General features: G+C 54.1%; 13 protein-coding genes. 6 read left to right on the top strand and 7 right to left on the bottom strand.

Annotated features, from left to right (window positions below):
• Positions 1 to 32: 32 nt before the first annotated feature.
• The gene (locus AC0VXT_RS12360) at positions 33 to 2,027 is read right to left on the bottom strand and encodes a sensor histidine kinase (RefSeq protein ID WP_475545683.1); all 1,995 of its coding nucleotides are present in this window, start codon (positions 2,025 to 2,027) and stop codon (positions 33 to 35) included.
• A 241-nt stretch (positions 2,028 to 2,268) separates the two neighbouring features.
• Between AC0VXT_RS12360 and AC0VXT_RS12355 the strand changes: the two genes are divergently transcribed.
• Positions 2,269 to 3,264, top strand: coding sequence for a mitochondrial fission ELM1 family protein (locus AC0VXT_RS12355; RefSeq protein WP_475545682.1), 996 nt, complete (start codon positions 2,269 to 2,271; stop codon positions 3,262 to 3,264).
• Positions 3,265 to 3,268: 4 nt separating this feature from the next.
• On the opposite strand, the gene AC0VXT_RS12350 is transcribed toward AC0VXT_RS12355, so the two are convergent.
• Complete coding sequence (locus AC0VXT_RS12350) at positions 3,269 to 4,195, bottom strand: LysR substrate-binding domain-containing protein (protein WP_475545681.1); 927 nt, start codon at positions 4,193 to 4,195, stop codon at positions 3,269 to 3,271.
• Between the two features lie 159 nt (positions 4,196 to 4,354).
• Here AC0VXT_RS12350 and AC0VXT_RS12345 point away from each other — a divergent pair, with 159 nt between their 5' ends.
• Positions 4,355 to 5,536 carry an MFS transporter gene (locus tag AC0VXT_RS12345; protein WP_475545680.1) on the top strand — a complete coding sequence of 394 codons (1,182 nt, stop codon included), beginning with the start codon at positions 4,355 to 4,357 and terminating at the stop codon, positions 5,534 to 5,536.
• Positions 5,537 to 5,653: 117 nt separating this feature from the next.
• On the top strand, positions 5,654 to 6,586 hold the full coding sequence (locus AC0VXT_RS12340) for an EamA family transporter (RefSeq protein WP_101303999.1): 933 nt from the start codon (positions 5,654 to 5,656) through the stop codon (positions 6,584 to 6,586).
• 71 nt (positions 6,587 to 6,657) lie between these two features.
• Here AC0VXT_RS12340 and hemN read toward each other — a convergent pair whose 3' ends face one another.
• From hemN to AC0VXT_RS12320, 4 genes are all read right to left on the bottom strand, one after another.
• On the bottom strand, positions 6,658 to 8,013 hold the full coding sequence (gene hemN, locus AC0VXT_RS12335; RefSeq protein ID WP_475545679.1) for an oxygen-independent coproporphyrinogen III oxidase: 1,356 nt from the start codon (positions 8,011 to 8,013) through the stop codon (positions 6,658 to 6,660).
• Between the two features lie 70 nt (positions 8,014 to 8,083).
• Positions 8,084 to 8,440, bottom strand: coding sequence for a DUF3088 domain-containing protein (locus AC0VXT_RS12330; protein ID WP_475545678.1), 357 nt, complete (start codon positions 8,438 to 8,440; stop codon positions 8,084 to 8,086).
• Positions 8,441 to 8,501: 61 nt separating this feature from the next.
• On the bottom strand, positions 8,502 to 8,930 hold the full coding sequence (locus AC0VXT_RS12325; protein WP_475545677.1) for an HIT domain-containing protein: 429 nt from the start codon (positions 8,928 to 8,930) through the stop codon (positions 8,502 to 8,504).
• Between the two features lie 109 nt (positions 8,931 to 9,039).
• The gene (locus AC0VXT_RS12320; RefSeq protein ID WP_475545676.1) at positions 9,040 to 10,083 is read right to left on the bottom strand and encodes an NAD-dependent epimerase/dehydratase family protein; all 1,044 of its coding nucleotides are present in this window, start codon (positions 10,081 to 10,083) and stop codon (positions 9,040 to 9,042) included.
• A 95-nt stretch (positions 10,084 to 10,178) separates the two neighbouring features.
• On the opposite strand from AC0VXT_RS12320, the gene AC0VXT_RS12315 reads away from it, so the two are divergent.
• Positions 10,179 to 11,129 (top strand): LysR family transcriptional regulator, encoded by a 951-nt coding sequence (locus AC0VXT_RS12315; RefSeq protein WP_475545675.1) that lies wholly within the window; start codon positions 10,179 to 10,181, stop codon positions 11,127 to 11,129.
• A gap of 163 nt (positions 11,130 to 11,292) precedes the next feature.
• On the top strand, positions 11,293 to 12,570 hold the full coding sequence (locus AC0VXT_RS12310) for an NAD(P)/FAD-dependent oxidoreductase (protein ID WP_475545674.1): 1,278 nt from the start codon (positions 11,293 to 11,295) through the stop codon (positions 12,568 to 12,570).
• A gap of 35 nt (positions 12,571 to 12,605) precedes the next feature.
• On the opposite strand, the gene AC0VXT_RS12305 is transcribed toward AC0VXT_RS12310, so the two are convergent.
• On the bottom strand, positions 12,606 to 13,295 hold the full coding sequence (locus tag AC0VXT_RS12305) for an FMN-dependent NADH-azoreductase (protein ID WP_475545673.1): 690 nt from the start codon (positions 13,293 to 13,295) through the stop codon (positions 12,606 to 12,608).
• 122 nt (positions 13,296 to 13,417) lie between these two features.
• On the opposite strand from AC0VXT_RS12305, the gene gcvA reads away from it, so the two are divergent.
• On the top strand, positions 13,418 to 14,326 hold the full coding sequence (gcvA, locus tag AC0VXT_RS12300; RefSeq protein WP_475545672.1) for a transcriptional regulator GcvA: 909 nt from the start codon (positions 13,418 to 13,420) through the stop codon (positions 14,324 to 14,326).
• The last annotated feature ends 41 nt before the right edge of the window (positions 14,327 to 14,367 follow it).

Here is a 14,367-nt window from a genome sequence, read left to right as displayed (position 1 = left end):
ACGTGGCCAAGGCATATCCAATGCGTGATCTGTTATGAACTCTCCGATTGATGCGGAGTTTCGATCTGTTTATCAGTCGAAGCGTTTTGCGTCGAGTGCCAGTTGTCGCCACTGTCGGCGGTGACCACATCGTAACGAAGTTCGATGATAAACGATGCGCCGCCATTTGGGCGGTTTTTCGCACGGATGGTGCCGCCAAAGCTTCGGATGATGCCATAGCAGATTGACAGTCCCAGCCCCAATCCGTCGCCGAATGGCTTGGTGGTGAAGAACGGGTCAAACAGTTTGGGCAGGTTGTCGGGCAGGATGCCGTGCCCATTGTCCTTGATGCTGACCAGCAGGCGGTCGTCGCCCTTGGTGATGTGGACTTCGATTTTTGCGTCTTCATCACTCGGGCAGGCATCGGCGGCATTATTGAGGATGTTGGTAAAGACCTGAATAAGCTGGTTGGGTTCGGCAATGACGGGTTTTAAGTCCGGGGCGTAGCTGAGCACGATGTTTGATGCGCCGGTGCGACCGGTCTCAAGTATCAGGTCAATGGCCTTTTGCATTTGTTCATGAACATCAACCGGCTGATTGTCCTGTTCGGGACGGCGGGCAAAGGTTTTAAGGTTGCTTGTGATCCGGCCCATTCGGTCTGTCAGTTCGGAAATGCGTTGCAGGTTTCGGTTGGCCGTATCGCTGTTGCCGCGTGATATGAATTTCAACGCATTTTCGGCATAACTGCGAATGGCAGTCAGCGGTTGATTGATTTCATGGGCAATGCCCGCCGACATCTGGCCAAGGGCGGCCAGTTTGCTTGTCTGGACCAATTCGGTTTGGGCGGATCGCAGGGCATCTTCGGTACGTGACCGTTCATTGATTTCCTGTGCCAGACGCAAGTTGGTGCTCATAAGGTCGGCGGTGCGAAGGCGGACCTGACGTTCAAGTTCGCGTTGTGACCAGTCACGGATTTCAAGTTGTTCAAGCATCGTGCGACGGCGTTGCAGGATGATGAAAACCAGCCCGGCAAAGATGACGTGGGCGGCCCCGGCCATTAGTCCGGCACTAAGGGTTGAGCGATCCAGAACCGACTTGTCGGTCAAAAGAAACATCCGCCACCCTTGCTTGGGAAGGGAGCTGCTGGTTGCGAGATATGTCGTCTTGCCTAGGTTGGTCTTTGTTGACGATGGTTCTGCTTTTTCCGCCCGCTCCGTCGGGGGCAGGTCAGACAGGTCTTTGGGAATGGTCGACAACGTCAGAGCAGAAAGCTCATCACCCTTGGGCCATTGCCCGTCGGTCAGAGGCATCAGTTCAAGTGGAGAATCGCCATATTTACGCGATGCAATGATGCGCGGGCGATTTTTGGCGGGCAGGTCTTCGATGGTGCGAAAGCGCCATTCCGGACGGGCGGATATGATGACGACGCCGTTTTCATCCGTGACAAGCACGCTTTCTCCGCCCTTGGTCCAGCGCTGCAGCAATGTATCAAGATGGGTTTTAACAACCATCGCCCCGTCAAACGTCACGCCATCGGAGCGCACCGGATGGGAAATATAGTAGCCCGGAACGTTCGATGTGATGCCAAAGGCAAAGTAATGGCCCGTTTCGCCGCGGCGTGCCTGCTGAAAATAGGGCCGAAAAGAGAAATTCCGCCCGATAAAGGAGGCGTCACTGTTCCAGTTGCTGGCCGCAATGGTCGTGCCGTCACGGTTCATGAAATAAATGTCGGATGCGCCACTGTCGGCAGCAAGTTTTTCCAAATAGACATTTACCTGTGCGGCATTGGCGGGGTCGGCAAAGGTGGCAAGGTTGAGGATGCGGTTATCAGAAGCCAGCGTGATCGGCAGATATTCGTGTTCCTTGATCGCGCCTTGAAGGTTGGAGCGATACAGTTCCAGTTTGTTGCGGCCATCCTGCGCGATATCGACAAGGCGGGTTTCGCGCCAGAACTCGGTCACGGTCCAAACCGTTACAGGCAACAACAGCAGCAATATGCAAAGAACAGCACGCGATGTGCGTTTGACCGAGACTGATGTTCTTAGCATTTCCACCCATTCATTTTTACGATCATCCACCACTTAAGGATAGGTGGTTCCGGGGGATTAAATTACAAATTCATTTCAATTCCCAGATGAAATTTCACAAGTTCGGCCTGACGCTTGATAATCGCTTGATCAGATTGTACCTATCAAGGACGCGACTATGCCAGTCGGCACGGTTTGAAAGCAGGTTTGGCATCCGCCAAGATCAAAAAGCCGTTTATCGTATCAAGAAAGTTCCCCTTGAATGAGCGAACAAGACACACACCTGATTTGGGTTTTGGCCGATGATCGGGCCGGCAACATCAATCAGGCGATTGGCGTTGCCGAAGCGCTGGCACAGCCATTCAAGCGGGTTGATATCGAATATACAAAGCTGGCCCGGCTGCCCAACATCCTGCGTGGCGCGAGTTTGCTTGGTGTGGATGACGGAACGCGTGCGCGTTTGACCGCACCCTGGCCTGATCTTGTCATTGCGGCCGGGCGCCGAACCGCCCCTGTTGCCCGCTGGATCAAAAAGCAAAGCCGTGGTCACACCCGAATTTGTCAGATCATGCGTCCTGATAGTGGTGAAAAGGATTTTGATCTGATTGCCGTTCCGGCCCATGACCAGATGCCTGCGCGTGAAAACGTTTTGGAAATTCCCGGAGCGCCGCATCGGATCACGGAAACGCGTCTTTTGATCGAAGCCGATAACTGGCGCAGCCATTTCAAAGGTTTGCCCGGTCCCCGGTTTGCCGTGATTGTTGGCGGCAGTTCAAAGAAAACGACGTTTACCGCAGACATGGCCGATGATCTGATTTCACACGCTATTGATGCGGCGAAGGCTGTTGATGGTAGTCTTCTGGTGACGACAAGCCGTCGCACCGGGCGTGAAAACGAAGAATTGATTGCAGACCGATTGGCGCAGTCGGGGATTTCGTATCATTTGCACGACTGGACATCGGATGCCGAAAATCCGTATTTCGGATATCTCGCACTGGCCGATGTATTGATCGTAACGGGTGATTCGGTTTCGATGTGTTGCGAAGCTGCCGCTGCACCGGGGGGCGTTTATATCTATGCGCCGCAAGGACTAGCGGGGACGCGGCATCAACGACTGCACCAGGCGTTATATGACGGGCAATATGCCCGACCGTTGCTTGACAGTACCGAACTCGTCCCATTCAAGCATCCATCGTTGCAGCCCGCCCGCGCGGTTGCCCAGCGGTGTCTTGAATTGCTAAGTGCGCCGGTATCCTGATCCGTTAATCGGGGTGGCGGAGGCCGTTTCCCATCGGGTCGATATGATCGACCAGAAAATCGATAAAGGCACGGATGCGCGTGGCAAGATGTTCGTGGCCGGCAAACATCGCATGAATGAGTTGTTCGTCCTGTGGCGTCCAGTCTGACAGGACTTCGATCAAATTTCCGGCCTTGATGTCAGCCTGAATGTGGAAACGCCCCAGTCGGGCCAAGCCAAGCCCGGAAAGGCACATGCGCCGCATTGTCGGGCCGTTATCGCACATGAAATTCCCCGATATGGTACGCTTGAGCCTGTCGCCTGTTTCGGGGCTGCGAAATGCCCATTCATTTAAGGGCAGGGGAAAGTTAAACCGCAGACAATTATGGTTCACAAGATCGTCGGGATGATGCGGCAAACCGTGCTTGGCAATATAGTCGGGGGATGCCACGACCATGCGGTGGCTTTCAATCAGTTTGCGGGCCTTAAGCGATGAGTCGGGCAGTGCCCCCGACCGGATCGCGATATCGGCCCGTTCTTCGAGCAAATCAATAATCCCGTCGGTCAGTGAAAAATCCAGTTCGACGTTTGGATAGCGTTCCAGAAACGCCGGGATCAGCGGCTGCACATACATCAACCCGAATGCAATCGATGCATTGACGCGCAAACGGCCACTTGGTGCGGCCTTGCCGCCACTGGCAACCGCACGCTCAGCATCGTCAATTTCATCAAGAACACGGCGCGCCCGGACCAGATACATGTCGCCTTCGGGGGTGAGTTGCAGGCCACGGGTGGACCGCACGATCAAGCGGGTCGACAATCGGTCTTCGATGCGGGTGACAAGTTTACTGACGGCGGATGGCGACAGATGGAGTTTGCGCCCGGCTTCGGAAAAGCTTTTGAGTTCAGCCACCCGGATGAAGGCTTCCATTTCCCCTGCGCGATTATCCAACTGATCCTCCATCTTTGAATTCAATTCAAAGGAATTTGTCGCGCATTCCCGATTATCGCGCAACCATTCCATCGTCATATTGGGCGGCAATGGACGGGGCCGAATGCCCCATCACTTTTTAAAGCCCGCAGCGTAGTGCGCGCGGGCCGGAGAATGAAAATGCCGCTTGCTTTATTTGCGTTGACGATTGCGGCCTATGCAATCGGGACAACGGAGTTTGTCGTTGTTGGCTTATTGCCGACCGTGGCAAATGATCTTTCGATTACACTGCCCATGGCCGGGTTGATCGTCAGTGTTTATGCCCTTGGCGTGACGTTTGGTGCGCCTGTTTTGACCGCCCTTACCGGACGGCTGCCGCGCAAGACCTTGATGCTCGGCCTGATGGGGGTGTTTGTGGTTGGCAATGGTGCCGCCGCACTCAGCCCGACTTATGAAATGCTGCTGGTGGCCCGGGTTGTTTCGGCCTTTGCCCATGGTGTGTTTTTCTCAATCGGGGCAACGATTGCCGCCGATCTGGTGCCGGAAAACCGCCGTGCATCGGCAATTGCCATGATGTTCATGGGGTTGACGGTTGCGATTGTCACCGGCGTGCCATTGGGTACGTTCATCGGCCAGATGTTTGGCTGGCGCGCGACATTCTGGGGTGTTGCATCACTTGGCGTGATTGCCTTTGCCGCAATTGCCGTTTTGTTGCCATCCAACCTGACACGTGCGGAACCCGCACGTTTGCTTGATCAGGTCCGCGTGCTGGGCAGTGGTCGTTTGTTGCTGGTGTTTGGCATGACGGCGTTTGGCTATGGCGGGACGTTTGTGACCTTTACCTATTTATCTGCGGTTTTGCAGGACATTACCGGATTTAGCGAGGCATCGGTCAGCCTGATACTGGTATTTTACGGATTGGCGATTGCGGTGGGGAACCTTGCCGGGGGCCGTATTGCAGATCGCAATCCGGTGCGCGCCTTAAGCGTGCTGTTTGCTTTACAGGTGGCAACATTGGTTGTCTTTACCTTTACCGCCGTCTCGCCGGTTCTGGCTTTGGTGACTTTGGCGGCCCTTGGTTTCTTGCAATTTGCCAGTGTGCCGGGGCTTCAGCTTTATGTTGTGCAACTAGCGAAATTGCATCGCCCGGGTGGGGTTGATGTGGCATCGGCGCTAAACATTGCGGCGTTCAATCTTGGCATTGCCATTGGGGCATGGGTTGGCGGGCTGGTGGTTTCATCGTCGCTTGGCCTGTCGGCAACGCCGTGGGTGGCGGCCATTCTTGTTACCTTTGCTGTCGGGTTGACTCGGATTAGTGGTGCGCTGGATCGTCGGGCCAGTTCGGTTCTTTCGGCCTCATAACCGTTTTTGATCCCATCCCATCTGGTGCATCAGGTGGGGTGGGTGTCAGAAAGGCTTGTTTTAATTGCCGTTTTGGCGTTGTTTGATCATGTGCCCCACAAAACAGGTTTTGTCCCTATGTCTGCGACCAATGGTGCGATGACTGCACCTGATCTTTTCCCACGCAAAACGGCGATCCTGCTGTTGGCGACTGTGGCGTGCTGTTTTGCCGCCAACCACGTTGCTGCGCGTCTTGCCTTTGAAAATGGGACGGGGTTGCTGTTGGCAATCTTGTGCCGGTCCGGGGTGGCATTATTGATCCTGATCGCGATTGTTGTCGGACAACGCCATTCCATTCGTCTGCCGAAAAGTTCGGTGCGCTGGCAGATTCTTTTGGGCTTGATGATCACGATCCAAAGCCTGTGCCTGTATTCGGCGGTTGCGCGCATTCCTGTTGCACTGGCGTTGCTTACGGCCAACAGTTTTCCGATCATCTTGGCCCTCCTGACGTGGGGTTTAGGGGGCGCGCGTCCAACACTGAAATCAACTGCGCTGATGCTGTTTATTCTGTCGGGGCTGGTCTTGGCACTTGATGTGCCCGGTAAACTGGATGGTGACGTTTCGGTCGGTGAAACCTGGTGGCAGGGGATTGCCTTTGCACTGACGGCGGCGACCGCCTTGTCCGTGGCGTTTTGGGTGACCGATCATAAACTTGCGGCCTTGAACGGGTCTGTTCGGTCAATGTTCACCATGGTCGTGGTTTTCATTTCCATGATCATTGCTGGTCTTGGCGATGTTTTACCCGGTGGCATGGCCTTGCCTGATGCAACCCCGGGCTGGTTCGGATTGGCGGCCTTGGTGTTGCTCTATGGTGGGGCGTTTTCGGTTCTGTTCATCTCCGTGCCGCGTCTAGACATGGCGCGCAACGCGCCGGTGATGAATATGGAACCGATTGCGACATTACTGTTTGCGTGGGTGGTGCTTGGCCAAATGATCAGCCCGATCCAGATGGCGGGTGGCCTTGTCGTGATCAGCGGGATCGTGATCCTGAGTTTGCGCAAATCAGCCTGATTGTCGGGCATAGGTCAAAATGCAGAAAAGAGGCCAGATGGCCCCTTTTGTAATGCTTATGAGTGGAAAACTCAGACCGCTTGTGAATGCCTGCCATGGGCATGATTGAGATAGGTATCAAACACGGCACAGACCGCACGGACCAGCGGGCGCCCCGTATCGGTCAGTTTAATGTGCGTGCTGTTAACCTCCACGATATCATCATTGGTCATTGCACGAATGCGATTGAGTTCTGGTGCAAATCTGTCGGCGGATGTGCCGTGTGTGGCACAGATTTTTGCAACATCCACCGACAGATTGCACATCAGCTCGTTGATGATGTCACGGCGCAGGCGGTCTTCGTTTGAAACGGCAACGCCTTTTTCAACCGCACAGTCGCCGCCCTCCACCGCGCGCTGCCAACGGGCCAGTGCCGGATCATTCTGAGCATAGCCTTGCGGCAGGGACGAAATGGCCGATGGACCAAACCCGATCAGGGCCTCGGCGCGGTCGGTGGTATATCCCTGGAAATTACGGTGTAGTTTGCCGTTGTAAAGTGCGGTTGCCATCGGGTCAGCCTGATGAGCGAAATGGTCCAGACCGATGGCGACATAGCGGTGATAGGCCAGCCTGTTCTGGATTTCTTCATACTGTGCCCAGCGTTCCTGCGTATTTGGCAGGGTTTCGGTCGGGATCAGGTTTTGGTGCTTTTTCATCCATGGTACGTGGGCATAGCCAAATACCGACAGACGATCCGGGCAGAGTGTGGCGGTCTGATCGACGGTCTGGCGGATGGATTGAACGGTTTGATTGGGCAGGCCATACATCAGATCGACGTTGATGCCGCGAAGGCCGTGATGGCGCAATCGGGAAATGACGTCACGGACCAGATCATAACTTTGGACGCGGTTAACCGCGCGCTGGACATCGGCGTTGAAATCCTGAATGCCAATGCTTGCGCGGTTAAAACCGCATTCGATCATGGCATCCATCAGATCATCATTTGCCGTGCGCGGGTCCATTTCAATGGCGACTTCGGCCGTGGGCAGGATATCAACCTTTTTGCGGATAGCACCCATGATGGTCCGAAGATCATCGGCCTTAAGGATGGTCGGGCTGCCGCCGCCAAAATGAATGTGCGAGACCGTGAACCTGTGTGTCGGATCAAGCTTGCCCAACGTGTTTTTGATCTCGGTCAGAAGGGCCGCGACGTAGGTGCCAACGGGTTTGTAATGCTTGGTGATTTTGGTGTTGCAGCCGCAGAACCAGCACATTTCCTCGCAATAGGGGACATGCAGATATAGCGACAGCGGTTGAAGCGGGTTTAACTCGCCAAGCCAGTTTGCAAACACTTTGCCGTTTATGGCGTCATGAAAATGCGGTGCCGTTGGATAGCTGGTGTAGCGCGGCAGGCGCAGGTCGTATTTTTCATAAAGGGCAAGCTGCATGACGGACATCCCGATTGGTGCGTTCTTTCCGTCTTTTGCATCATTCCAATGACGCGCGCCTTGATGTGCGTCAAGGATGGGGAACGGGAAAACCGTGCCGTTCGCTCAGGGCCTGCAGGATGGTGTCTTTGTCATCAATAAAAGCATGGCCATTTGCAACGCCGGCTTGAACATCAGACGTATCACCCGATTTCAGGATCATCACCGGAAGAGATTGGTGGTCTTCCCCCAGAAGGTCAACAATTTCCGCGCGCGGACGCGACCACGCAATGCGATGAACATCAAGGTCGCCGCACAGATCGGGAAAAGACGCCAGAACACCCTCGATCAGCGCGCAGTGCCAGCAATAAAATCGCTGTCCGGGCCATGCCGGATCTTCAAAATCGGGTTTTAGGACAAAAATCGTATCACGCTCGATAACAGGCATGGGCAGCGCCTTTTTATGGGGGCGAGAAGGTGTTTCGCCGCGTGGATATCGCAGCACTTTATCAGAGATGCTTGAACGCCGAAATCAGGTCGGCTCTAAGAGTGGCCAATCGTTCGCGACCTTCGTCTTCTTCATAGGGTTTTGATTGTCCAACACCCCAGATCGGGCCGGGCCAAGCAGCATCGTCCTTAAAGCGGGCAACCACATGGCAATGGAGCTGTGGCACCATATTGCCCAGCATCGCGACATTGGTTTTATGGGCATCAAACCGGCGTTTTAGAACGGCTGAAACGGTGGCGGTTTCGTCGCCCAGCGTTTTGCGATCTTCCGGGCTGAGATCATCATAATCAACAAGATCAGGACGTTTAGGGACAAGAATGAGCCAAGGATAGCGCGCATCATTCATCAACAAAACATGTGATAGCGGGCCGTCTGTGACCAGGGTCGTATCAGCAGCAAGTTGGGGATGAAGCGAAAAGGCGTTGTTCATGTGGGGACCTCAATCTTAAGCCAAAAAGACGTGTTGTTATAACCTGCTCTGCCGGAAGTGTCTTCTCTTGCGTGGTGATATTTGGCAAGTGACCGGCATCACGTCACTTTCATCCGACCATTCGAAGATGGGGTGGTGTGGCGACCGGTTGATCGGGGCGCGTATTTTGTTTTTGATGGTATTGAGGCGCCAGACAGCCCAATGCATCAAGTGTCCGATGAACGGCGACATCAAGCGACGTATGGGGTTCTTTACCAAACAGTGCACGCAAACGATCATTGTGCATGCGGGCCGGGTTGCGCCAAAGGTAACGAATTTCCCAGGCTTCGCGGAAGAACGGAACAAATGGGCGTAGCAGGCCAATCATCGTCCATGGAAGGGATTTGACTGGAATATCGGGATTTCTAACCGCGCGTTTGATCGCAGCGATCATGTGTGTCCCGTCGTTGTCCCAATGTCCTTGCAGGTGAAATTGCGCGAAGGATCCTAAGACATCGGATTGATCAAGAAGCCGGACAATCGTTTCGGCGACGTCGGGCAAATAGGCCCATTGATGGCCCACGCCCGCCTTGCCCGGATAGGTGATTTCATGAACAGGTTGACCGGCCTTGACCAGACATTGGGAAAACCAGTTGTTGTTTGCGCCCGGTCCAAAAAAATCACCGGCGCGAACAATCAATCCTGTTGCACCTGAATGAACAGCTCGGCGCATCCGCCGTTCCATTTCGACCCGAATAGCGCCTTTGCGGGTGTTCGGGAGCTGCGGGCTGGTTTCGGTCAGATTGGAAAGTTGGTCTTCATTGAAATTGTAAACCGTTCCGGGCAGGACAATGCGTGCCTTGTTTACGATGGCGGCCGCAATCGTGTTGTCAAGCATGGGCAAAACCAACTTGGACCAATTGCGGTAGCCCGGCGGATTAACGGCATGAATGATGACATCAACACATCGGCTTGCATTTAACACGTCATGTCGGCACATGGCATCGCCGACGCGCCAGTCAATATCATCTGCATTGGATTGATCGGCCTTGGGTGGCTTTCGCACCAGTGCGCGAACCTGCCAGCCATGGTCATGAAGAGCGTTGGTAATGGCCGATCCGATGCCACCATTGGCACCAATGACAAGGGCGATACGGTTTGAATTTATGGTCATGATTTTGTCCTCCGTTAATTGGGATGGACAAAGGGTACTGGTCATGTCCGTAAAACGGTATTCTATAAAATAGCATTCATGATATACATAAATGTATGGCAATGCATGAACCCAACTGGGACCTTTATCGGACGTTTCTTGCTGTGTTAGAGCATGGGTCTCTTTCGGCGGCGGCACGCGCGCTCGGCTTAACGCAGCCGACGGTTGGACGACACATTGATGAATTGCAAGAGCAGTTGGGGATTGTGCTTTTCACCCGGTCGCAATCTGGGTTGGTGCCAACAGATACAGCCATTGGGTTGCGTCCACACGCAGAAGCACTGCGATCAACGGCAAAGGCACTTCAACGCGCTGCAAGTGCCGAGAGAGGTGCCGTTCAAGGTACTGTGCGCATCACCGCAGCTGAAGTGGTTGGCATAGAGGTCTTGCCGCCCATCCTGACGGGTATTCGCAATTCATTTCCTGATCTTGAATTTGAGCTTGTGTTGTCAAACCGGGTGGAAAATTTGCTGCGACGCGATGCCGATATTGCGGTGCGTATGGTTGCACCAAATCAGGATTCCCTCATCGCGCAGAAGACCGGGACCGTTGAGATCGGGTTTTATGCGACGACCCGATATCTTGCGCAATCTGGCTGGGCGGATCGCCATGATAAAATTGACTGGTCGGAGCTTGTCAAACTTGATCTGATCGGTTTTGACACCAAGACAGCTGACATTCGATCGATCATTGAAAGAAATCATCACCTTGGTAATGTGGAATTTGATATGCGTGTTGATAGCAATACCGCGCAGTTGGCGATGATGCGGGCGGGTTTCGGTGTTGCTCTTTGCCAGTCGCATCTGGCTGCACGAAGTGGCGATTGTGTGCGTCTGATACCAGAGTTTTCGGTCGGACTGGACACGTGGATAACCATGCACGAAGGCCTGCGCGATACATTGCGCTGCCGGATGGTGTTCGATGCCCTGGTTAGGGGAATGAAATCTTATGTGCGCGGTGGCTTAAAAGGTCTTTCAGTGCCGCCTGTTGGATCGTTCGGTGACTGACAGGTGACGCATATGGTTTCATACGAAGTTCAGGCGGCCTTATCCTTTTGCCGCAGTGGCTTGTGGTGCTGATCACACTGGTTTGCTTGCGATTTGATTGGTTTGCTCCTAGCTAACAACTGGGTTGGCTTTCATGCCTTACGCAGCAAAAGGAAACCTCAGTATGTCGGATCGAAAGCGCGTCGTTATCGTTGGGGCCGGATTTGGTGGCATGAGTGCGGCCAAAAAACTTGCTGGTAAAGATGTTGACGTCATTCTGATCGACAAACGCAATCATCACCTGTTTCAACCGTTGCTGTATCAGGTGGCAACGGCGGATTTGTCGCCGGCTGAAATTGCCTGGCCGATCCGCAGCATGTTCAGTAAATCGCCAAATGTTTCCGTTTTCATGGGTGAAGTTACCGGGATTGATTTGCCAAACCAGCGTGTTCTTTCCGGAGAACATGTTCTGGAATATGACTACCTTGTCTTGGCAACCGGGGCGGTGACGTCCTATTTCGGCAATGATGACTGGGCGTCGGTGGCACCGGGTTTGAAGAATATTACCGAGGCGACCAACATCCGCAAAAGCCTTTTGATGGCGTTTGAAAGGGCGGAAAACAGTCAGGATGAGGATCAAAAACGCCGACTTTTGAATTTCATTGTTGTTGGCGGTGGTCCGACCGGTGTCGAAATGGCCGGGGCAATTGCCGAACTTGCCAAAAAGACACTGTCTGATGATTTTCGCCGAATTGATCCGCGTGACGCCCGCATCATCCTTGCCGAAGGTGGGCCAAGGTTGCTGGCTGCATTCCCCGAAGATTTGTCTGACTATACGCAAAAGTCGCTTGAAAGCATCGGGGTTGAAGTGCGCGTTGGGCAGGCTGTCACTGAGATCACCGCACAAGGTGCGAAAATCGGCGATGAATTTATTCCCAGTGCCAATGTCATCTGGGGGGCCGGGGTTCAGGTCCCTGATTTGAAAGACTGGACGCAAAAGCCTGCGGATCGTGGCGGGCGGATCATGGTTGAGGGGGACCTTTCCGTTCCCGGTCATTCACATGTTTTTATCATCGGGGATGCCGCCCATGTTGCGTGGCGCGATGGTTTGACTGTGCCAGGCATTGCACCGGCCGCCAAGCAACAGGGAAAATACGTCGGGCAGCGTATTCTTGATCTGATGAACGGGCAGGAAACATCGCCGTTTAAATACAGTCATGCAGGCAACCTTGCGACGATTGGCCGACATCGCGCTGTGATGGACCTTAATGGCATCAAGCTAAGAGGATGGCTGGCCTGGTGGTTCTGGGGGCTGGCGCATATTTATTTTCTGATCGGGTTGCGCGCCCCGGCACTTGTCATGGTGCAATGGATGTGGAGTTACCTGTTTCGTAAAAAAGGTGCGCGTCTGATTACCGGGCAGGACAGGGAAAATGCGACGGCGGTTGTGCCGCCGCCGTAAAAGGAAACCTGAATGACTGTGTTTGGCCGCAAACATCAGGCCGCGTTCTCTGTTCTGTGTTTTGCGATCAAGCGATCAACGATGTTGGCAACCTCACCCTCGGCATCGGCGATGGATTGACGGGTCCGGTCATCGGCAAACTCGTCATATTCGATGGCCGTGCCGTATTGATCGGTGATCCCGATATATTCAAGCGGAGTGAAAAGGGCACCTTCGACAAAGTTCAGATGCGCAATCCGGCCATCCGGGCCATAGCCGTAGTCACCGCGCGATGACAGGGCAACGATGGATTTATTGCCCGTTACCATCGGCCAATAAGGAACGCCGTCGCGCGTCCGGTCAAACCCAAAGGTACGACCCACCCGGACGATGTTATCAAGCCAGGCCTTCATCTGGGCGGGCATGCCGAAATTATACATTGGAACACCGGCAACAATCACATCGGCACGTAGCAGTTCATCGACCAGTGTGTCACTTTGGGCCAAAACATCATGCATCCAGTCTTCGCGTTGTTCGGGTTTGGTGAATGCCGCATGGACCCAATCACCGGTGACGGGTTTGGGCGGGGATGCGCCAACATCGCGGTAAATGATTTCATCATCGGGGCGTTGGGTGCGCCAGAGTTCGATGAATTTGGCACTCAGGCGGCGGCTGTGGGAGCCGTGTTGTTTTTGGTCGGATCGGCTGGGGCGGGCGCTGCTGTCGATGTGCAAGATCGTGGTCATGATATCCTCCAAAGGATGATACTTGTTCATCCGTGTTTTGTTCGATGACCAAGACTTGCCTTGTTTTGGATGTTTCGGCAAAATCGAATTCCTCAGTTCATGGATGAATTAGGTTCACCTATATGTCGTTGCCACCACTTGCCGCATTGCGCGCCTTTGAGGCTGCCGCCCGCCATCAGAGTTTTAAAAAGGCTGCGGCTGAAATTGCCGTAACGCCAACAGCAATCAGCCATCAGATACGCCTGCTTGAGGAAACGCTTGGTATTCGTTTGTTCGACCGCAAGCCAAGGCAGGTTGTTTTGACGCCGGCGGGGCATGAGCTTTTCCCTGTTCTGCGTGATGGGTTTGCATCCTTTGCCTTGGCGATTGATCGTGTTGGGCAACGCACAAAGGCCAGAAGCCTGACGGTGTCGGTTTTGCCGTCTTTTGCTGCCAAATGGCTGTTGCCGCGACTTCCGCGCTTTCAGGCCGAACATCCTGATATTCATCTGCGTTTGCATACCTCGCCCGAGGTGGTTGATCTGGCAAGTGGGGTTGTCGATGCTGCAATCCGTTATGGTGCCGGGCCCTACCGCGGACTTGTGGCGCAAACCATGTTTCAAGAACGGTTCGTGCCACTTTGCAGTCCGATGCTGGGGCTGAAACATCCCGAAGACCTGAAGGGCTGTGCGCTTTTGCATCTCGATTGGCTAAGACCCGATGATCAGACACCGACATGGGAACGCTGGGGCTTGGCAGCGGGTATCAGTGGTTTGAAACCTTCGGGGGGATTTACGTTTTCCGATGATGCCCATGCCATTCAGGCGGCCATCGCCGGTCAGGGCGTGGTTCTGGCCAGCCGTGAGCTGGCACGCGCCGAACTTGACAGCGGGCTGCTCGTGCAGCCGTTTGGGCCAGTGATTGAAGGTCATACCTACAATCTGGTGCATACCGGACGCGGCGACCATCGGGCCGAAGTCGAGGTGTTTGGAAACTGGATTGCGAGCGAAATTGCCAGATCACAAGAACATTCAAAACCCGCAGGCGATTGATGATTGACCTAAAGGGTCGCATGCGAAACGATACAGTCTTG

Source organism: Thalassospira sp. Z349TD_5, from assembly GCF_056173045.1.
The sequence above is the reverse complement of the archived record's forward strand: the minus strand, read 5'-3'. Positions and strand labels throughout refer to the sequence as shown.